Origin of the sequence: Nocardia anocheti (assembly GCF_029675105.1) — a bacterium.
Taxonomy (GTDB): Bacteria; Actinomycetota; Actinomycetes; order Mycobacteriales; family Mycobacteriaceae; genus Nocardia.
This window is the reverse complement of sequence record NZ_JAQQFV010000005.1, coordinates 462747-481642: the sequence shown is the minus strand read 5'-3', so window position 1 is coordinate 481642 and position 18896 is coordinate 462747. Positions and strand designations below refer to the sequence as shown.

Genomic DNA, 18896 nt, shown 5'->3' with positions numbered 1-18896 from the left:
CACGCGGCCTCGCCGCTTCCCCACGCGACCCGCCGTACGCGCACGACCTGCGCCACGGATCCTGCCGGGCAGCATAGCGCGCCCCCGAAGCCGGGGGCACATCGAATTGCGATGCGGGGCAATCCGCTTCGCGCCACCTGCGCTGCCTGCGCGTTCTCGCCGACCGGCCCCGCGTCGGCGGACGCTACGCTGGATGGTCGATCGTGGCCGCGCCCCCGGCGGCCCTGCCAAGGACGGACCTCCGTGAAGCTCGCCGTACGCCTGTTGATGTTCCTGCTGGTCCCGGCGGTGCTGTTCGCACTGCCGTGGTGGACCCTGGTCGCCGCGCCCACCGGCGGCACCGGTCCCCTGTTCTGGACCGGCACCGCGCTGGCCGTGCTCGGGTTCCTCGCCCTGCCCGCCGGGATGTTCCTCGGCCACGGGCCCGCGCAGTCCGACCCCGCGGTGATCGTGGGCGACACCCTGCTCGGCGTGCTGTGGGTGGTGTTGGCGTGGTCGGTGTTCGGCCTGCTCGCGCGGGGCGCGCTGGCGATCGCCGGGGTCGACGGAGCGCTCGCCGCGCGCATCGTGGCGACCGGGGTGCTGACGATCTCGGCGGCACTGATCGCGTGGGGCGTGTACGAGGCGCGGCGGGTGCCGCGGGTGCGCACGGTCGACGTCGCCCTGCGTGGCCTGGACGAGCAGCTGGACGGCCTGCGCGTCGTGGTCGTCACCGACACCCACTTCGCCGCGCTGGACCGGCGCGGCTGGTCGGAACGGGTGGTCGAGGTGGTCAACGCGCAGCGCCCGGATATCGCCTGCCACGCGGGTGACCTGGCCGACGGCTCGGTCGAGAAGCGCCGCGCCCAGGTCGATCCGCTGGCCAAGGTCGACGCCCCGCTGGGCCGCTTCTACATCACCGGCAACCACGAGTACTTCGGCGACGCGCAGGGCTGGATCGACCACATGGCCGGTCTCGGCTGGCAGCCCCTGCACAACGAACACCGCACCCTGGCCCACCACGGCGCGCGCCTGGTGATCGCCGGTATCGACGACCCGACCGGCGTCGGCCTGCCCGGTCACGGCCCCGATCTGCCCGCCGCGCTGGCCGGTGCCGATCCGGAACTGCCCGTGGTGCTGCTGGCCCATCAGCCCAAGCAGATCACCGACAGCGCGGCGGCGGGGGTCGCGCTGCAGATCTCCGGACACACCCACGGCGGGCAGATCTGGCCGTTCCACTATCTGGTCCGCCTCGATCAGCCGGTCGTGGCCGGGCTGAGCAGGCACGCGAACCACACCCAGCTCTACACCAGCCGCGGCACCGGCTTCTGGGGTCCGCAACTGCGGGTCTTCGCGCCCAGCGAGATCACCGTGCTGGTGCTGCACCCGGACCGGACCGCGGCCTGACACTCAGCGGTGCGGCTGGGTGACCTCCGGCGGTAGCGGGTCGCTCATCACCACACCGGACCCGGTCCAGGTGTAGGTGATGGTGGCCGGACCGCCCTGCGGCGCCGCGAACGGTTCGTCGGCCACCAGCCACTTGTAGTCGACGCTCACCGCGTTGCCGTTCGACCCGCTCACCGACGTGAACGCGTACGGCTCGGAAGTGGCCGTGCCCAAGTAGGTTCCGTCGTGGAAGAACAGGATGTGGATCGGCGCGCCCGCCGAGTTGCCGCCCACCGCGCGGACCCAGAGCAGTTGACCGCAGTCCCCCGGCACATCGGTAGCGGCCTGCGTGGCGACCCAGCCGCCACCGAGTCCGGCGACCGCGTCCCGCACGCCGGTCGAGGCCGGATCGATGCAGCGGCCGGGCCCGCCGATGTCGTCGGCGGGCACCTCGGACCCGCCCGGCGCGGGTGTGACCGCGGGCGCGCCACCGCCGGGCGCGGGCGTCACCGCGGGGTCGCCGTCGGGCGCGGGTGTCACGCCGGGGGCCGTGGTCGCAGCCGCGTCACCGGACGGGGCGGGCGCGGAGGTCGTCGCGCGGGAGGTCGACGGCAGGGTCACCACCCCGTCACTGTCGGTGCAGCCCGCGACCAACCCCGCGGCGATCGCGACCAGCGCACTCATCCGAACTGCCTTGTTCATGTTTCCTCGATTCCGAGTCCCCAGTGCGCGATTGCGCGTACGAAGGCAACATCGGGACCCTCCGAGGACCCGTTAGGCGATCCGGCCGAATTATCACCCTAGGGTGCGAAATCCGCACCCCCCGGGAATCCATACCTAGATCTGTTAGGTTATGACCTAGCAGTTCTAGGTATAGGAGCCCGATGCGCATCGACAAAGACCTGGTGGCGGCCTCGGCCACCCCCCTCGTGCTGGGCATTCTGGCCGACGGCGAGTCCTACGGTTACGCCATCCTCGAGCAGGTCACCACGCTCTCGCACGGCCGGATGCAGTGGACCGACGGCATGCTCTATCCCCTGCTGCACCGCCTCGAGCGACTCGGCTACGTGTCCTCGGCCTGGCGCACCGCCGACAGCGGCCGCCGCCGCAAGCACTACCTGATCACCGAGGCGGGCCGCGCCGCGCTCGCCGAACGACAGGCGCAGTGGCAGGTGGTCGCCGAGGCACTCGAACAGGTCTGGCGCGACGCCACGCGCCCGCCGACGACCGCGAAGGGATGGGCGTGATGAGCACCGACGCACAGCTGCAGGCCCACATCGACCAGTGGCGCGGCTATGTCCAGCGCCACCGCGCGATCTCGGTCGCCGATGTCGACGAGATGGAAGACCATCTGCGCGAACGCATCTCGACCCTGCGCGAGGCGGGCTTGGCCGACGATGAAGCCTTCCTGGTCGCGGTGAAACGGATGGGCGCCGTCGACGCGATCTCGCGGGAGTTCGCCCGCGAGCACTCCGAGCGACTCTGGAAACAGCTCGTCCTGCTGCCCGACACCACCGAAGACGATGAGCGCCAGAGCAACCGGGAGCTGACGGTGGTCCTCGGCCTCGCCGTCGGCGCCGCGCTGGCGCTGAAGGCGGGCGTCACCTTCCTCGACGGCCCCTACCTCGGACTGAACGTCAGCCTGCTCGTCCTACCGTTCCTCGCGGGGTATTTCGCGTGGAAGCGTCAGGTGAGCGCGAAAGTCACCGCGCTGCTGGTGGTTCCGTTCCTGCTCGCGGCGCTGGTAGTGAACCTGTACCCGTTCGAGGAGGACGGCGCGACCGAGATCATCGCCGCCATCCACACCCCGATCGCCCTGTGGTTCGCCGTCGGCCTCGCCTATGTCGGCGGCGACTGGCGCTGCGCACGGCGCCGGATGGACTTCATCCGGTTCACCGGCGAATGGGTGGTCTATCTGAGCCTGCTCGCCCTCGGCGGCGGCGTCCTGATGGGGCTGACCGCGGGCGCTTTCAGCACCCTCGACCTCGACGTGGAGCCGATCTTCCAGAACTGGGTGCTGCCGTTCGGCGTGGCGGGCGCCATGGTCGTGGCGGCCTGGCTGGTGGAGGCCAAGCAGAGCGTGGTGGAGAACATCGCGCCCGTGCTGACCAGGGTGTTCACCCCGCTGACCATCGTCATGCTGGTGGCCCTGCTGGTGGCGTTCGCGACCACCCGCGACGTGATCGATGTCGACCGCGACCTGCTGATCCTGATGGACCTGATCCTCGTCCTGGTCCTGGGTCTGCTGCTCTACTCGATCTCGGCCCGCGACCCGCTCACCCCGCCCGGCCTCTTCGACCGCGTCCAGCTGGTGCTGGTGATCAGCGCGCTGGCCGTGGACGTGGTGATGCTGGCGGCCATGCTGTCGCGGATCGCCGAATTCGGCTCGACGCCCAACAAAGTGGTGGCCCTCGGCATGAATGTGGTGCTGCTGGTGAACCTGGTGTGGTCGGTGCGGCTGGGCATCGGTTTCGTCCGGGGGCGGCGCGGTTTCGCCGATCTCGAACGCTGGCAGACCGATTACCTTCCGGTGTACGGGATCTGGGCGGCAGCGGTCGTCTGCGCGGTGCCGCCGCTGTTCGCGTTCGTGTGAGTCAGGTGAGGCGGAGGGCGTTGAACCACAACCGGTTCAACGTCTCCACCAGCGTGTCGAACGGCACCTGCTCACCGCCGACGAACACCAGATACGCGGTCCGGCTGACCATCGCCGACAGCGACAGCGCCGTCGCCCTGGCATCCAGTTCGGCGTCGACGCGCCCGAGCCGCTGCAGGTCCCGGATCATCGCCGCGTTGCGCTCGATCAGCGCCGACCCGCGCTCGTAGCGCAGCGCGCGGAAGGTCTCGTCCACCTGCGAGACCTGCTCGAGCACCGCCATCAGCCGCGCGTGGCGACGATAGGACCGCAGGTATTCGGTATTGGCCGCGGCGATGAGTTCGCGCGGATCATCCACCCCGGTGCGCTCACGCACGTGCGGATGCAACATCTCCTCACGCAGCTGCCGGACCACCTCGGCGAAGATCTCGTCCTTGCCGTCGAAGTAGGTGTAGAACGAGCCCGACGCGACCCCGGCGGCCTTGGCGATATCGCTGGTCCTGGCATCGAGGAAACCGTCGCGCTCGAAGACCTCACGCGCCGCGGTGACCAGCGCGGCCCTGGTCCGCAGACCACGCGAGCTCTTCGGCGCGGGCCTGCCGCCCTGCCCGTCCCCTGCGTCCTCGGCGCCCACGGCCTCGCTCACCTGCTCGTCGGATTCTGACTGCCGGATCCTAACAGCGGGTCAGTGCGCGATCACCAGGGCGAGGCAGCCGATCAGCGGGGGGACCAGCTGGATCAGGGCGGCGCGCGCCTTGTCCGGCGAGGACACCAGCAGCACCACCCCCGCCGCCACCATCGACCCCGCTCCCGCCAGCACCAGCGCCAGACCGATCCCGGTGTCACCGAAGACGGTGAAGCCCATGCCGACGGCCGCGACCACCGCCAGGAACAGGTTGTAGAAGCCCTGATTGAACGCCATCTCCCGGGTGGCCTCGGCCTGCTCGGCGGTGATCCCGAAGGTCGCCCTGGTACGCGGACTGGTCCACTGCAGGGACTCCATCACGAAGATGTAGCCGTGCAACAGCACGGCGATGCCGAGAAAAATCAACGCCACAACCGTCATCGCACGCCTCTCGTCCGATGGGCTTCACGCCCGAGTCGCTCGAGTATCGCCGATGACGGGTCGCGCACGGCCCAAGACGAGCCCGGCAGGTCACCGCACCGCGGGCACCGGTGGACGCAGGAGCGCGGCCGTCTCGGCGGCGACGGGCAGCGGGTCGGTGATCGGACGGCCGAGCAGTGCTTCCAGATCGTGGCCGGGCGTGGCGAGGAATCCGTGGCGGACGGCCGTGGCGATGGACGCGATCATCGGCGGCTGGAACGGTAGGAGGCCGTCGGTGGCGAGCGCCCCGGCGCGGAGGGTGGCCAGATCGATGTCACGGTGTCGGACGCCCAGCTCTCCGGCCACCGCGTCGGCGGTGATCGGGGTGCCGACGAGCTCGTAGATCCGGCCCGCGTGGGCGGCAGGTGCCGTGGCGACGACAGCCGCGGCCTCGGCGAGGTCGGCCCGGGCCACCGCCGCGAGGGCGCCCGTTCCGAACGCCGATTCGACGGTGTCCGCGTCCGCCCACCGCAGCGACGAACCGAACAGCTCCGCGTACAGACCGTTGCGCAGCACGGTCCAGGGCAGGCCGCTGTCCGTGAGCAGGCGTTCGGTGGCGCGATGGGCCAGGGCGAAAGCGAGGTGGTCGCCCACACCGGCCAGGCTGGTGTAGACGACGTGCCCGACCCCGTCGCGCACCGCCGCGTCGATCACCGCGCGATGCCGCCTGATCACCTGATCGTCCTCGGCGTAACCGGCCGAGATCAGCACCAGCGTCGAGATGTCGCGCAGGTCGAGGGTTTCCGGGTCGTCGAAGTCGAGCGGCCGGATATCCGTGGCGGCCGTGCGGCTCCCGCCGACCGCGGGGACACCGTCCGCCCGCAAGCGCGCGAGAACACCCGAACCGAGCTGACCGTGCGCGCCCGTGACCATGATCATCGAATTGCCTTCTCCCCGTGTGGTTCTCTTCGGTAACTACAGTGAATGGTCGTCCGCCCGTCGTCCGCCCACAAGAAGGCACTCTCATGTCACCCACGCACACCGCAGTAACCCACCCCGCCGACCTGGACCCGTGCGGCCTGCCCGAACACCCCGACTGCGGCATCCGCGACGTCCTCGACCGTGTCGGCGACAAGTGGTCGGTCCTGGTCATCGTCGAAATGGCCCGCGGCCCCCGCCGCTTCCGCGAACTCCAGCGCGGCATCCACGGCATCTCCCAGCGCATGCTCACCCTCACCCTGCGCCGCCTCGAACGTGACGGCCTGCTCACCCGCACCGTCTACCCCACCGTCCCCGCCCAGGTCGACTACCGCCTCACCCCCACCGGCGCCAGCCTCACCCACCTCGTCGAAGCCCTCGCCGCCTGGTCCCTCGCCCACCGCGACACCATCGCCGAATCCCGCCACACCTACGACACCCAACACCCCGGCCACGACATCCACTGACGACCAGACCCACCCACTACCAGTGGATTCGGAGGCCCGGCGGATAAACCTCGCAACTTCGTGACATGCGTAACACTTCCACGATCACCGGAGATGATCCTTCCGCGTGGAACCGCGCAGACCTAGCGAAGGAACAACACTTGACGACACCGCCGTACCCGCCGCCCTCGAATCCCCAGCCGCCGTACGGCCCGCGGCCCGGCTATCCGCCGCCTCCGCCGCGCAAGAGCAACTCGAATGTCATCATCTTGACGATCGTCGGGGTATTCGTGCTGTGCGGATTCGGCGGCTGCCTCGCGCTGGTGGCGGGTAGCGACAGCGAGGACAAGGTCGCGGCGACGTTCACCACTGCGGCACCCGCGGCACCCGCCGCTCCGGGCGCTTCCGCTCCGGAACCCGAAAACGACGTCGCGGCAGCGGGTTCGACGGTGCGGGACGGAAAATTCGAGTTCACGGTCACCAACATCGGCAACAAGGCGCAGTCCTACTGGGCGAACAACCAGAAGCTGATCGATGACCAGGGCCGGGAGTTCGAGAACGACACCATGGCCGGAATCAATGTCAACGAGGACTCCGCGATGACCTCCGAGATCAATCCCGGCAATTCGGTTCAGGTGGTGGTCGTCTTCGACGTCCCCGCCGGAACCACCCCCGCCGCCCTCGAACTGCACGACTCCGCGTTCTCCGGCGGCTCGAAAATCGCCCTCCGCTGACGACTGTGTCTTAGTACCTGGAGTCCGTTTCAGCCCGATGGTCCCCTGGTCTCATGACAATTCCCAGGAAAAGACTCGGCCGCGTCGACGATCTCAATACCGCACTCCGGACGATCTCGGAGTTCAACCGGGTCATCCTCGCCGCCGACACGAAGGCCGGACTGCTGCTGACCGCAAACGGCTTCGCCCTGACCGGGTTGGTCACCGTGGGCCGGACCGGCATGAGCGCGACCTCGGGTGCGGTAGCGATCGTCCTGTCAACGAGCCTGATCGTGTGCATGGGCTACCTCGGCGTCACATTACGACCGGACCTTCGCGGAGCCGGTGCGGGAAACTGGTTCTGCTTTCTGACCTTTCCCGAGGAAGGCAGTAACCGCCCGCCCGCACCGGCACTCGCCGACCATGCCTGGCGACAGGCTGGCGCGCTCGCCGAGATCGCCAGACGCAAGTACCGACGGTTCGCAGTAGCTTTGCGCTGGAGCGCGGTCAGTGTGGTCGTGTTCGTGGTCTGGTTGCTGGCAACGCTGTGGGGATAGTCGGCGGGCCTCACCGAGGCGCGGCCGCATCGTCGAGCTGTTGGCTCCAGTGCCGAGCAGGGGATACACAGGTCTGCGGATCACCACCTACACAGGATCCGCTGTTCCACGACAGAAATCCCAGGACGATGAGAAGACATGTGATCGGCCGGCCGAACCGGCCGATCACGCCGAGGATCCGCAATCCGCCGGTCAGGAGCGCTTGCACGCCGTCGACGAGAAGCAGCACGCCGTCACCATATCCGTACACCACGCGGCCGGGGGTACCACCGAGTCTGACTTTCAGCGTGGTGGCCACCCATTCCGGCGCCAGCAGAAGGGCTGGCAGCGGCGCGACCAAGCGGTCCGCTCGGCGGACCAGCGCATCGCTCACCCACGGCACGAATCGGCCCAGCAACGTCGTGAGTGCCACGAAGAGCACGATCATCAGGATCATGAACTCGACGGTCTGCGCCCACCAGACGGAGTAACCCAGATCGAGCAGGAGCCGATCCGTCTCCCCGAGTATGCCGCCGATGAGAGGTAGCTCCGTCAACGCGTTTCCGGACGGGGCCGCGCTAGCCACCATCACCCCCGCTGGAACCCGGCGCATCGACGATCTCGGCCTCCTCTACGGCCGGCTTCACCAGTGCGGTCAGCTCAGGAGACTTCGGAGGTACGGATGCACCCACCATCGCGCGAGGATTCAGCTGTCCCGCAACGAGTTTGGTTGCGTGCGACATGATGTCTTGGACATCTCTCCGGCTGACCAAGCGCTGCTCCAGGAGCGCGTTCAGCGTCAACCGAGCGGAATCGAAATCGAGCTTCTTCTGGTCCATCATCAATTGGATGACCTGGTTCACGTCTTCTCTGTTGGTGGCCAGGCGGAGGGCGAGCACGCCGAGTTCACCGGTCTGCAACGCATCCGCGTAGACGCTCATCCGCTGCTGCTCGAGGATCAGCTGATGCTGCTGCTCCAGTTCGGTGAGTTCCCGGCGGTGTGCCCTGTTCTGTCGCGTCAGGTCGTGCAACGTGGCGTCCTCGACCCGATGAAGTTCCGCCGAATGCATCAAGGCGCTGTGTGCCGCTTCACGACGCTGCGCTCGTCGCTTGTCGAGCCCGGCTTCTCGAAGATGGGTGTGCGTACTTGCGCCCGGACGCAGCCGCACAGCGCAGCCCAGCAGCGTTACGCCACAAGTGAGTTCGAAGCTGCGATCTCCGAGGTGCTCGTTGATGCATTTCTCCGCCTCGGCGAACTGATCAGGATCGAAATCTCTGCTCAATCGGCGGAACTCCTGCGCGAGAAACGGGCGGTATACCGCTTCCCCGCTGGAGGTTCTATCCGCGACCGCGCGCACCGGATCGCTGATCCGCCACGACAAATCCGCTTCCGCGGCGAAGGTGAACACCCCCTCGGCGGTCGGGAGATCGAACTTGTCGACCGCATGGTGCACCCCGACGTCCACCCAGTACATGGCCAGCGGCGGACTGTAATACGCCTCGGCTGCCGAGAGGCGGCGATCTGCGACCGCCAGATCGCTGCCGCGGCCGACCGACACTGCCACGAGGTGACCGCCTGCGGCAGGTCGAAACCTCCTCCAGGACGTGCGATTCATCTCCACGTAGCGAATCAAAGGACTCGGTCCATCGGTGAACATCTCAGTTTCCCCTCTTCTGATCGAGCATCACCAACAAGTCGTCGACAGCAGCGACCGGACCGTCAGGATCCTCACGCCAGTCCTGTAGCTGAAAGGCCAGAGTATCCAGGTCTCGCGTCGCCATCCCGAAGTCGATCAAGAGTCGTCCCAGCGGCACCCGAAGTTCTCGATCTTTCTCGGCGAGATCGACCCAGCGACGCAGCTCGTCGAATGCCAAAGGCATGAAGATCGGCGCATCCATCAAACGGGAGAAGATGGCCACCACGTCGTTTCGGTACTTTTCCGAGAGATCGGCGAGAAATACCATCACCGGCCATGCCACCGCGCCCCGCGAAGTGTCCACGTCCATGGACACACTCAACCGCAGAGCGCACCAGAATCCGGTCTCACGAACGCTGTAATGCGCTGACCCAGTCCATTTCCGAACCTCGCCGAGAACTCGTCCCGTCAAACCCCCCTCGAGAAACAGCTGGATAATGCTGTCGCCGACCGCATCTTGAACGGCCCAGTTCTTACTCCGAGCCATCCCACGCAGTATCTCGATCGCGCGGTCCGGCATCTGCTGGCCGACCGTGCTCCCCAACACCGCGATCGCCGTCAACTTCCGCGCGAGCGGCTGCTCGCGCCGTACCCATGCCGTGAGCATGCGATCCAGCAAAGGCAGGAGTCCGGGCACCAGGGCCGGGAATTGGAGGGCACCCATCGCAGCAGCCTGCTCGTTCTCATCGCCGCTATCTGCCCACGGTTCGATGACCAGCTGTCGTGCGTGATCGAACTCCAAGGTGGACAGAAATCCGATCGCTACCCCGGCCCGCGTACACACATCCAGGTCTGCATACCCACCGAGATCGCGGAGCCACTCACGAATCAATTGGTGCGCGGCGTGATATTCGTGCAAGACGTGCTCGAGAACACGGCGAGGTCGTCCACTGTCCCGATACTTCACAGCTCGGACCGAGATCCGACCGTACTCGGTCTCCTCGTCCGAGTCGCACAGCGTTGCCTCGGCTTCAGCGAGCAGGTCGGAGGTTCGCTTACTGAAGACCAATCGCTGCGGCTCGCCCTCACCGACAGACTGTTCTTGTTGAATTCGTTGCGCGAGCATCAGCCCGACATTGGACACCAGGTGCACCGGCATTCCGTTGAAAACCGCGAGAGCGATAGCGAACGTCCGGGTTTCGCTGTCGAGTTGCGAGAACCAGTGCTGGAATTCGCTCTCCCTCGAGGCTGAGTGCTGCGTCCTGATCTCAACGACGTCTATCTTCCCGTGCGCTGCATCGACAAGTTTCGCCGCGATACCGGCGATTTCTCGCGCAGAGGGACGATCCTCGGTGATCTCCGCGAGGAGTAATGCGGCCTCGGCATCCTCGAGTATCTCCAGGCAGCCGTTCCGGTCGAGATGATGGCGGACAATCGACGGCGCCCCAGTGGGGTCACCTCCGTCCAGCACGAAGGGTTCGACATCGGGCGACAACCGAGCCTTGCTGTCCAGCAGTACGATCAACCGACATCCGGCCTCGTGGAGACGTCGGGCCAACTGCTCGAGATGGAACTCGCGGAGGGTCCGCACCTGATCCACCTCCAAGACATCGCCCAAGTACCCCGAGTGCGGAACGAACTCGATATCGAGGGACCGCAGTTGTACGTCGGGGCCGAGCTTTCGCACACCAGCGGAAGTGTCGAGCTGCAGCGCATGCAATGCGGCCGTTGTCCGCCCCCATCCCTGCGGCGCCCGGACGAGCAACAGTGCCTGCTCGCGTAGCCTGCGGCGCATTTCCGTGAACACCGGCGGAGCCACGAACTGCTGTGCGATCTCGTCCAACAAGTTCGCCGAGACCGCGCCACTGGGTACCAACCCGGTGCTCACTGTGCCGACATGACTGTCCCGACCAACCAGGGTGCCGACCTGCACGCTGCCCAAGAAGAGGTTGGTCGCCAGCGGCTGGTCCCCGCTCAACTCACTGAGCGCATCGACCCGTGCCCACCACGCGGAACGTGGGTCACGGCGATTGGCAGCAGCCGCTACCCGGTCGCGGTGACTCTCCTCCTCCGAACCCGCATCAGCTGGACCAGCATCGGCTTCTTCTCCGGGCGCGGATCGGTTCGGACCTTCCGCTGGCGGCTCCGGCTTCGGCTGACTTGCGGGCTTCGGTTCGTTCACGCCGGCCTGCTGACGTTGTCTCGCCCGATGATCATCTGGGCGTGCACATCGCCGACGAACATGTTGTTGGCGGTCACCCCGTCGACTCCGGGCATGGATTTCCGTCCGGTCTGCTCGGCCGGCGGCGCCGCGTCCGTACGCACAGGTACCGGCGGCTCCGCATAGCCGGGCACACGGATCCACACCCGGGCATCACCCTGGATAGGGATATCCGCGCTGCAATACCCCGTCGCAGTCACCGTCGGCCGGTAGTTGTGCCGCACGATCCCCTGATATACCGCGTCGGAGACCACGACCACGGCCTCAGCCCGAGAGGCCCCTTTCAGGGTTTCCTTCACCAGAGTGGAGTTGTTCATGCGGAAGGTAGCCGTCAGCGCATCACTCGACCATCCGTTCGGCCCCTGGTGCACATAGCCCTCATGTGCCGCGATTCGTATCCGCAGCCAGTCCAGTGGACCAACCGTGCCGTTGTGCTGGTGGACACCCTCCAGCAGCTGGCCGACCAACCGATCGAGCACATCCAGCACCGAGGCTTCCAGGATGAGCAGGAAGCCGTCGCCTCGGTCCTCCTTGGCCACGACGGCGACGGACCCCGTCAGCGCATCGTCGAGCACGCTGTAGAGCGTCGCGCGCATCGCAGCAAGCTCGACATTGCCCAGCTCACTGGAATTTTCGACATCGACTACGAGAAAGCTGCGGTGCATAGGTGCGTTCATGATTCCTCCGTGGGACGTCGGGGCTACCTCATGTTCGGTCGGACGCACCCGGCATGTCTGCGTCCGAATACACACTCGGGACGCCGCCGGCGAACTCCGCGAGGAGGTCCGGCCGGAGAATTTCGATACGCCGCCGTCCGGTTCGCAGGGCATTGCGGTCTCTCAGCCGCCGCAGCGACTTGGCGACTGCTTCGCGGGAGGCCCCCGCGGCATGGGCAAGTTCGTCCTGGGTCAGCGGCAGAGTGATGACCACGCGATCGTCATCGACGTGTCCGTACCGAGACGCGTAGTCGAGCAGGAGCCGCGAAACGCGCTCGATCACGGTATGCGCGCCATACTCCAGACGCTGCATGTCGGCCTCACGTAGGCGATGAACCACCAGTTGCAGCATGGCGAATGCGGTCAGGCCGTCATCGCGCAGCATCGCTCGAAAGGCCTGGCCGGATACCACGGTCGTGGTCACGGTGGACAGTGCGGTCACCGTCGCTGATCGCGCCCGACCGTCGATCGCCGAAAACTCACCGAGCAGGTCACTGGGTCCTCGAATGGCGAGCAGAACCTGCTTGCCGCTCTCCGCTGCCGATGTCACCTTCACTCTGCCGGCCTGAATGATCACGACATGGTCCGACCGGTCGCCCTCGTTCATGAGTACGGCTCCGGGCGGCCACTGGCGCCGTGTACCGGCAGCTACCAACACCTCGCGGCCGCGGCGGGCCAGTTCGTCGGAATCCAGCGTGCATTCCCCCTCGCGACTGGTCTGTCCAGCGGGCGAGATTCCGGGACCGACAACAGCACCCCCACGCCCAAGTCACCGACAGGTCGACCCAACCTTCAACTGCAACAACGATGTTCGATATTAGCGGGGAGGCGAGGATGCTCGGGATGTTTCGCACACCCGCTCGTGAGAAATGTCCAGCGAATCGTCGACAGCACGAGCCGCCCTCAGCGGACCAGGTGGAGGTGGGTGGGGGCGGGGGTGATGGTCAGGCGTTGGCCCCAGGACAGGCGTAGGGCGTCGTGTTCGATGCCGTCGCCGAAGGCGACCAGGCCGTCGGATTCGATGTCGATGTGGAGGTTTTCGTCGGTGATCTCGCCTTCGGTGTGGGTGACGCCGGTGGTCGGGGAAGACCAGACCTCTCGGACGAACCAGACGAGTCGGCGTTCGGTGGGGGTGGGGAGGGGTAGTCGGCTCTTTCGTTCGCGGTGGATCGAGGAGCACCAGCCGGTGGCGCCCGTGCCGGTGCCGACGAGGATGCCCGAGGAGGCTTGGCGTTCGTCGTGGATGCGGTAGCGGCTGGTCTGGTGGCTGGGGTGGCCGAGGTAGATCTCGTTGAGCGCGTGCAGTTTCCGGCCGTCGTCGGCGGTGGCCTCGACCATCGTGAGGGCGTCGGTGTCGCCGGTGTGGTGCAGGAGTTGCGCCGCGTCGGCGGGGGCATGCCTGGCGAGCACACCCGGCTCGGGGCTGATGCCGATGACGGGCTGGCCGTCGAGATATTTCGCCACGTTGGCGACCAGCCCGTCCTGCCCGACGATCACGACGATGTCCTCGGGCGCGAACAGGAACCGCGACAGATCCTCCCGCTCGACCACACCACGTCGCCATCCCAGCGGGATCGCGCCGCTGACCTCGGCCAATGCCGCGCGCAGCTGCCGGTCACGCTCCGCCACCTCGTCCAGCGAGCGGTCGCGCGACCGGAGGAAGAACTCCACCTGCCCGCGCGTGCCGTGCCGTGCCAGCAGTTCGGACAGCTCGGTGCGGCGGTGCACCAGCACGATGCGCGGTGCCAGGCTCATCGGGTGAGCCGTTGCAGGATCGGCGCGAGCATGTCCGGCGTGAGCGTGATGCTGCCGATCTCCGGCAGGTTGCCCGCGAGTTCCTTGGCCGCCAGCGCGTAGAGCGTTTCCCGGGGGACCTCCCGGTACGCGTCCAGGCGCGCCTTCTCACCGGCGGCTTCGGCCTCGGCGAGTTTGCGGATGCCGTCGGCCCTGGCGTCGTCGGCGATCCTGCTGGCTCTGGCCTGGTCCTCGGCCTTCTTGAGTGTGTTCGCACCGCGCTGGACGACCAGCAGTTCCTCGCGCTTGGCCAGCTCGATCTGGTTCTGCAGTTCGTTCTCGCTGATCGCGCGTTCGCGTTCGACGGCGAGGGCGCGCCGCTCGAAGGTTGCCCGGTCGGCTTCCTGCTGGACCTTCTCGCGGATCGTGGTCTGCAGCGCCTTCTCCATCTCCGCGTCCGGACGGATCGCGACGACGCGGATGTCGATGATCTCCAGGCCGATATGGGCCGCGGTCAGCCTGCCCGAGGTGGCCTCCTTCACCTTGTCGACGCCGGTGCGCAGGGCGGTCTCGAGATCGAGCGTGGCCAGGACCTCGAGGGCGTGTTGCTGGGTGTTCTCGGTGAGGGTGTTGGCGATCTGGCTCAGCGGGTCCTGCCGCCAGGTTCCGGTGTCGGGGTCGATCGAGAAGTCGATCCGGCTCGTCGCCGTCTCGGGATCGACGCAGCGGTAGGTGACCGTGAGCTGGACGGTGACGTCCTGGTAGTCGCGGGTGCGGGCGTGGAAGAGCATCGGCAGCTCGCGATCGTCCACCGGGACCTCGCTGAGAACCGCCGTGCTCGGACGGAACCAGAAGCTCAGCCCGGTGCCGTCGTGCAGAACCCGGCCCCGGCGGACGTGCCGGACGTGGACGGTCGGGGCTCCCCTGAGGTGCCGCAATCCGGGGTAGCTACTGATGTCTGCCATCGCCTTCTCCTTAGTTATGGTCTATTTGACCATAACAGATCCACGGCCGACACGCGAGGCCGGAATTCGGCGACAAGCCCTGGTTTTTCGGGGTACCGGGCCTTCGGAAACTGTGGAAACCTACCGCTTCATGAGGTTCCCGGACGATTGCCGGGGACCGATCACACCGATGCGAAGGACCACCTGACCCATGCGAATCGCAGGACTGACCGCCCTCGCGGCGGGCGCACTCGTTCTCCCGGCCATCCTGATCCCCACGGCCTCAGCGGAGGTGGAGGACATCACCGTCTCCGCCTGGGGCAACAGCGAAATACCCGTCGCGTGCGATTACGTGGGCGCCAACTGCACCGTGATGGCCCGGATGTTCGGTGCCGACTACGCGCTGCCCGCCACCCTGACGATCAACGGCCAGGAGCTCGCCTCGGCCGAGCGCCTGGACTACCCCGACCGCGAGCGCAGCGCGCTGCGCGGCGGCTGGCGCCCACCGGCCAAGGGCACCTACACGATCGTGGCCACCCAGGGCTCCTCCACCAAGACCCTCGTCCTCGAGGTCACCGGCGACGCCCAGCTCGGCAGCGGCTCGGCGGGACTGCTGCCCGGAAGTTCCAGCTAGCCGGACGACGAGGGGTCCGGCTGCCGAGACCGGGCGTCGCGGCCGCGCACGACGGTGAGGACCGAGAACGCGAGCAGCAGGCCCGCCACCGCCGCGAACCAGTCACCGGTCCGGGCGTAGAAAGTCGGATGCGGGGGCAGGAGAACGTCGGCGAGGACCGACACGGTGCGAGTGATGTCGGCGGAGGCGGTGGCGAGGACTCGGCCGTTCGCGTCGCTGAGCACGAGGTCACCGAGCTGGGGCGAACGGGCGACGCTCACACCGGATTCGACGCCGCGCAATACCGCCATGCGGCTGTGCAGCCAGTGGTCGACGCGAAAATCCAAAGCCGGGACCAGCAGCAGCGAGGTGCCCTGATTCCTGTTGGCGCGGACCAGGTCCGGGAAATCCAGATCGAAGCACACGGCCATGGCCCAGTCCGTGCCGGGCAGGGCCGCGAGGTCGGTGCCCGGGGTGAGTTCGTCTTCCAGGCCCGCGACCAGATGGTGTTTGGCGTAGACCAGGCCCGACGGAAAGTCGATCGCCGCGTTCACGCTGGTCTCCCCACGCGTGAGGACTAGTCCGGCGATGATGTCCACACCACGACGCTGGGCGACTCCGGTCAGCGGGTCGGCCAGCAGCGGCAATGTCGATTCGTCCGCACGCCAAGCCTTTTCCGGGAGCACCACGATTCGCGCGCCCTGGTCGGCGAGCCGGTCGACCTCCGTCACCACTCTGGTGATCATGTCGCGCCCCTCGGGGGTGTCGACCGGGACGTACTCTTCGGGTTGGGACACCGCGACGAGCGCGACGGCGACCGACTCACGTCCGGCGGGCGCGGACAACTGCCACAGTCCGTAGCCGACGACCGCGACAAGCACCGCGCACGTCCCGGCCGCACAGCGGATCCGCAGCGGTCGAGGTGCGTCGATCAGCACCGCGAGGGTCGATGGAATCAGCAGGATCAGGAAGGAGATTCCGAGCCGCCCGGTCAGGGCCGCGATCTGGATCAGCGGCAGCACCTCGGCCTGGGTGTAGGCCAGGCTCCACCAGGCGCCGAACAGGCCGGTCGCGGCGAGCAGGAATTCCATCAGCACCCAGCCCGCGGGTAGCGCGAGCACGGCGGCGCCCGGCCGACCACGACGAATCAGTGTGCCGGTCAACAGGATCGAGCTGGCGTAGGTCGTGGCGGTGACGCCCAGCAGCAGGATGGTCGGCAGCGGAGGTTGCTCGAGCGTGCCGGAGAAGTAGGGAACGAACGGGGCGGCGCCGAGGAGCCAGGAGATCAGCGCGGCGCCGAAGGCGATCGGGCCCGGCACGCGGGAGGCCATCAGCAGCACGGGCAGCGGGGCGAGCGCGACGAGTCCGGGATACGGGTGCAGACCGGTACCGAACAGCCACAGCACCGCCGAGACAGCGACCGCCAAGGGCACCGACAGGTAACTTTTCACCCTCTCGATGCTGGTCGGACCACCGCGCACACGCATCGCCGACGAGAGTGAACCGGGACTCGCCCCTACGGGTGATCCCGTCCCACGACCACGAGCCCGGCCTCGTACGCGAAGACCACCGCTTGCAACCGATCTCGCAGTGCGAGCTTCGAGAGCACGGTGCTGACATGGGTTTTCACGGTGTGCTCGCTGACGGTCAGGGCGCGGGCGATCTCGGCATTGGACTGGCCGCGCGCCAGTTCGCGCAGGGTGTCGCGTTCGCGTTCGGTGAGGTCGTCGAGCCGGTTCGCCAGTTCCGGTCGCGGCAGGCCCTGGTGCGCGAGTCGGGCGATCAGGCGGCGGGTGACGGCCGGTGCGAGCAGGGCCTCACCGGCGGCGACCACGCGCACCGCCGCGACCAGTTCCTCGCGACGAGCGTCTTTGAGCAGGAACCCGCTGGCACCGGCGCGCAGCGCGGCGTACACGTACTCGTCGGCGTCGAACATGGTGAGCACCAGGACTTTCGCCGTGGTGGCGGCGCAGATCCGGGCGGTGGCCGCGACGCCGTCCAGGCGCGGCATGCGGACATCCATCACCACCACATCGGGGGCCAGCGCCGCGGCCGACTCGACGGCTTCGAGCCCGTCGGCGGCCTCCCCGACGACGGTCATGTCCGCTTCGGCCGACAGGATCATCGAGAAACCGGCGCGGAACAGATCCTGATCGTCGACCACGAGAATCCGCATGCTCACCGCTCCCGCTCGACCGGCAGTTCGGCGACGACGGTGAAGCCGGACTCGGATCGACCGCCCGTCAGCACGCCACCGCAGGCTTCCACCCGCGCCCGCAGGCCGATCAAACCCAGCCCCGAGCCCGTGGGCGCGGTGGCGGCTCCGGATCGGCCATCGTCGCCGACCTCGACAGTGAGCAGGGACTCGGACCAGCGCAGCACGACCTCCGCCCGCCGAGCTCGCGCGTGCTCGAGGGTATTGGCCAGCGCCTGCTGCACCACCCGGTAGGCCGCCGTGCCGACCTCGCCGGAAACCGTTGCGCGCTCGCCCTTCTCGCGGAAACTCGCCTGGAGTCCACCGCGCTGGCTCAGCTCCACGAGATCGGGGATGGCTTCGAGCCCCGGCTGATGCCGCGCGGTCTCACCGCCATCGCTCAAAGTGGCCAAGCTGAGCCGCAATTCGCGTACGGCGGCGCGACCGGTGTCGGCGATTCCGGCGAAGGTGTCATCCGCCCGCACCGGATCGGTGTGGGTGACCAGCGGACCGGTCTCGGCCTGCACGATCATCACACCCAGCGCGTGCGTGACGATATCGTGCACGTCCCGCGCGATCCGGACCCGTTCGCGGGCCACCGCCGCGACTCGCTCCTCGTCCACCCGACGCGTCCGCTCGCGCAACAACTCGATCTGGGTGTGACGTGCCCGAACGCCGGTGCCCAGAGCCCATGCGGTGAGGAACGACAAGGCCGCGTACCCGTAGGACTCGAGCGGCTCGCCCGGGAGCACCAGCGAGACGAGAATCCCCAGCACGCCCGTGACGATCGCGATCGCGCGCTCCGCCGTTCCGGCGTAGGCGGCGATCGTGTACGCGCACACCACGGTTCCGTACGGCAGGACCGGCAGTGCGTGCGCGCACGCCAGCGCGATGATCCCGACCCCGACCACCCCCAGTGTCGGCAGCGGCGCCCGCCTGCGCCAGATCAGCGGCACCGAGGCCATCGCGGCCAGCCCGATCACCCACCACGGCCGCCCGTCGAGCACCTGCGGCCCGATCGTCACCACGGTCACGACCGCCGTGACGACGCCGTCGACCACCCATCCCGGCACCTGCGGCCAGCCGGAGAGCAGTTGTCGACGCGCGGTACCCCGGCCGATGTCACGAACATCCATAGCCCATCGAGTCTGCCCGCCTCCC

The 18896-nt window shown here is 67.7% G+C and carries 21 protein-coding genes; 7 read left to right on the top strand and 14 right to left on the bottom strand.

From position 1 onward, the window contains the following. Positions 1 to 267 precede the first annotated feature (267 nt). Positions 268 to 1386: a metallophosphoesterase gene (locus QC180_RS16190; RefSeq protein ID WP_474646467.1), complete on the top strand. Its 1119-nt coding sequence runs from the start codon at positions 268 to 270 to the stop codon at positions 1384 to 1386. 3 nt (positions 1387 to 1389) lie between these two features. Here QC180_RS16190 and QC180_RS16185 read toward each other — a convergent pair whose 3' ends face one another. After that, a complete protein-coding gene (locus tag QC180_RS16185; RefSeq protein WP_278263556.1) occupies positions 1390 to 2049 on the bottom strand; it encodes an LppP/LprE family lipoprotein in 660 nt (219 codons plus the stop codon). Between the two features lie 200 nt (positions 2050 to 2249). On the opposite strand from QC180_RS16185, the gene QC180_RS16180 reads away from it, so the two are divergent. Beyond that, positions 2250 to 2612, top strand: coding sequence for a PadR family transcriptional regulator (locus QC180_RS16180; RefSeq protein ID WP_278263555.1), 363 nt, complete (start codon positions 2250 to 2252; stop codon positions 2610 to 2612). Further along, entirely contained in the window at positions 2612 to 3958 is a 1347-nt protein-coding gene (locus QC180_RS16175; RefSeq protein ID WP_278263554.1) for a permease prefix domain 1-containing protein, read from the top strand. The genes QC180_RS16180 and QC180_RS16175 overlap by 1 nt, the downstream gene beginning before the upstream one ends. A 1-nt stretch (position 3959) precedes the next feature. Here the strand turns inward: QC180_RS16175 and QC180_RS16170 are convergent, their stop codons facing one another. The 3 genes from QC180_RS16170 to QC180_RS16160 form a co-directional block, all read right to left on the bottom strand. Beyond that, complete coding sequence (locus QC180_RS16170; RefSeq protein ID WP_278263553.1) at positions 3960 to 4604, bottom strand: TetR/AcrR family transcriptional regulator; 645 nt, start codon at positions 4602 to 4604, stop codon at positions 3960 to 3962. A 39-nt stretch (positions 4605 to 4643) separates the two neighbouring features. Continuing rightward, positions 4644 to 5024, bottom strand: coding sequence for a DUF1304 domain-containing protein (locus QC180_RS16165; protein WP_278263552.1), 381 nt, complete (start codon positions 5022 to 5024; stop codon positions 4644 to 4646). 90 nt (positions 5025 to 5114) lie between these two features. Further along, positions 5115 to 5942: an NAD(P)H-binding protein gene (locus tag QC180_RS16160; RefSeq protein ID WP_278263551.1), complete on the bottom strand. Its 828-nt coding sequence runs from the start codon at positions 5940 to 5942 to the stop codon at positions 5115 to 5117. 86 nt (positions 5943 to 6028) lie between these two features. Between QC180_RS16160 and QC180_RS16155 the strand changes: the two genes are divergently transcribed. The 3 genes from QC180_RS16155 to QC180_RS16145 all read left to right on the top strand — a co-directional run bounded on the left by QC180_RS16155 (position 6029) and on the right by QC180_RS16145 (position 7697). Further along, positions 6029 to 6448, top strand: a complete 420-nt coding sequence (locus QC180_RS16155) for a winged helix-turn-helix transcriptional regulator (protein ID WP_278263550.1) — start codon at positions 6029 to 6031, stop codon at positions 6446 to 6448. A 140-nt stretch (positions 6449 to 6588) separates the two neighbouring features. Beyond that, complete coding sequence (locus QC180_RS16150) at positions 6589 to 7161, top strand: DUF4352 domain-containing protein (RefSeq protein ID WP_278263549.1); 573 nt, start codon at positions 6589 to 6591, stop codon at positions 7159 to 7161. Positions 7162 to 7214: 53 nt separating this feature from the next. Beyond that, positions 7215 to 7697 (top strand): Pycsar system effector family protein, encoded by a 483-nt coding sequence (locus tag QC180_RS16145; protein ID WP_278263548.1) that lies wholly within the window; start codon positions 7215 to 7217, stop codon positions 7695 to 7697. A 10-nt stretch (positions 7698 to 7707) separates the two neighbouring features. On the opposite strand, the gene QC180_RS16140 is transcribed toward QC180_RS16145, so the two are convergent. The 7 genes from QC180_RS16140 to QC180_RS16110 form a co-directional block, all read right to left on the bottom strand. Next, entirely contained in the window at positions 7708 to 8232 is a 525-nt protein-coding gene (locus tag QC180_RS16140) for a hypothetical protein (protein WP_278263547.1), read from the bottom strand. A 22-nt stretch (positions 8233 to 8254) separates the two neighbouring features. Then, positions 8255 to 9241, bottom strand: a complete 987-nt coding sequence (locus QC180_RS16135) for a hypothetical protein (RefSeq protein ID WP_278263546.1) — start codon at positions 9239 to 9241, stop codon at positions 8255 to 8257. Positions 9242 to 9335: 94 nt separating this feature from the next. After that, positions 9336 to 11495: a Rossmann-fold NAD(P)-binding domain-containing protein gene (locus tag QC180_RS16130; RefSeq protein ID WP_278263545.1), complete on the bottom strand. Its 2160-nt coding sequence runs from the start codon at positions 11493 to 11495 to the stop codon at positions 9336 to 9338. Continuing rightward, positions 11492 to 12211, bottom strand: a complete 720-nt coding sequence (locus QC180_RS16125) for a hypothetical protein (RefSeq protein ID WP_278263544.1) — start codon at positions 12209 to 12211, stop codon at positions 11492 to 11494. Before QC180_RS16125 ends, QC180_RS16130 begins: the two co-directional genes overlap by 4 nt. Before the next feature lie 28 nt (positions 12212 to 12239). Further along, positions 12240 to 12908, bottom strand: a complete 669-nt coding sequence (locus QC180_RS16120) for a Crp/Fnr family transcriptional regulator (RefSeq protein WP_278263543.1) — start codon at positions 12906 to 12908, stop codon at positions 12240 to 12242. A gap of 245 nt (positions 12909 to 13153) precedes the next feature. After that, entirely contained in the window at positions 13154 to 14005 is an 852-nt protein-coding gene (locus QC180_RS16115; RefSeq protein WP_278263542.1) for a hypothetical protein, read from the bottom strand. Continuing rightward, positions 14002 to 14949: an SPFH domain-containing protein gene (locus QC180_RS16110; protein ID WP_278263541.1), complete on the bottom strand. Its 948-nt coding sequence runs from the start codon at positions 14947 to 14949 to the stop codon at positions 14002 to 14004. Before QC180_RS16110 ends, QC180_RS16115 begins: the two co-directional genes overlap by 4 nt. Positions 14950 to 15139: 190 nt before the next feature. Here QC180_RS16110 and QC180_RS16105 point away from each other — a divergent pair, with 190 nt between their 5' ends. After that, positions 15140 to 15562 carry a hypothetical protein gene (locus tag QC180_RS16105; protein ID WP_278263540.1) on the top strand — a complete coding sequence of 141 codons (423 nt, stop codon included), beginning with the start codon at positions 15140 to 15142 and terminating at the stop codon, positions 15560 to 15562. Here the strand turns inward: QC180_RS16105 and QC180_RS16100 are convergent. The 3 genes from QC180_RS16100 to QC180_RS16090 form a co-directional block, all read right to left on the bottom strand. Further along, the gene (locus QC180_RS16100; RefSeq protein ID WP_278263539.1) at positions 15559 to 16992 is read right to left on the bottom strand and encodes a nitrilase-related carbon-nitrogen hydrolase; all 1434 of its coding nucleotides are present in this window, start codon (positions 16990 to 16992) and stop codon (positions 15559 to 15561) included. The two genes, QC180_RS16105 and QC180_RS16100, sit on opposite strands and share 4 nt — an antisense overlap. A gap of 65 nt (positions 16993 to 17057) precedes the next feature. After that, entirely contained in the window at positions 17058 to 17723 is a 666-nt protein-coding gene (locus QC180_RS16095; protein ID WP_278263538.1) for a response regulator, read from the bottom strand. After that, positions 17720 to 18871 carry a sensor histidine kinase gene (locus QC180_RS16090; protein WP_278263537.1) on the bottom strand — a complete coding sequence of 384 codons (1152 nt, stop codon included), beginning with the start codon at positions 18869 to 18871 and terminating at the stop codon, positions 17720 to 17722. Before QC180_RS16090 ends, QC180_RS16095 begins: the two co-directional genes overlap by 4 nt. Positions 18872 to 18896: the final 25 nt, after the last annotated feature.

Coding starts and splice junctions, on each gene's coding strand:
- QC180_RS16190 (WP_474646467.1), top strand. CDS start 268: ATGTTCCTGCTGGTCCCGGCGGTGCTGTTCGCACTGCCGTGGTGGACC.
- QC180_RS16185 (WP_278263556.1), bottom strand. CDS start 2,049: ATGAGTGCGCTGGTCGCGATCGCCGCGGGGTTGGTCGCGGGCTGCACC.
- QC180_RS16180 (WP_278263555.1), top strand. CDS start 2,250: ATGCGCATCGACAAAGACCTGGTGGCGGCCTCGGCCACCCCCCTCGTG.
- QC180_RS16175 (WP_278263554.1), top strand. CDS start 2,612: ATGAGCACCGACGCACAGCTGCAGGCCCACATCGACCAGTGGCGCGGC.
- QC180_RS16165 (WP_278263552.1), bottom strand. CDS start 5,024: ATGACGGTTGTGGCGTTGATTTTTCTCGGCATCGCCGTGCTGTTGCAC.
- QC180_RS16160 (WP_278263551.1), bottom strand. CDS start 5,942: ATGATCATGGTCACGGGCGCGCACGGTCAGCTCGGTTCGGGTGTTCTC.
- QC180_RS16155 (WP_278263550.1), top strand. CDS start 6,029: ATGTCACCCACGCACACCGCAGTAACCCACCCCGCCGACCTGGACCCG.
- QC180_RS16145 (WP_278263548.1), top strand. CDS start 7,215: ATGACAATTCCCAGGAAAAGACTCGGCCGCGTCGACGATCTCAATACC.
- QC180_RS16125 (WP_278263544.1), bottom strand. CDS start 12,211: ATGAACGCACCTATGCACCGCAGCTTTCTCGTAGTCGATGTCGAAAAT.
- QC180_RS16115 (WP_278263542.1), bottom strand. CDS start 14,005: ATGAGCCTGGCACCGCGCATCGTGCTGGTGCACCGCCGCACCGAGCTG.
- QC180_RS16110 (WP_278263541.1), bottom strand. CDS start 14,949: ATGGCAGACATCAGTAGCTACCCCGGATTGCGGCACCTCAGGGGAGCC.
- QC180_RS16105 (WP_278263540.1), top strand. CDS start 15,140: ATGCGAATCGCAGGACTGACCGCCCTCGCGGCGGGCGCACTCGTTCTC.
- QC180_RS16090 (WP_278263537.1), bottom strand. CDS start 18,871: ATGGATGTTCGTGACATCGGCCGGGGTACCGCGCGTCGACAACTGCTC.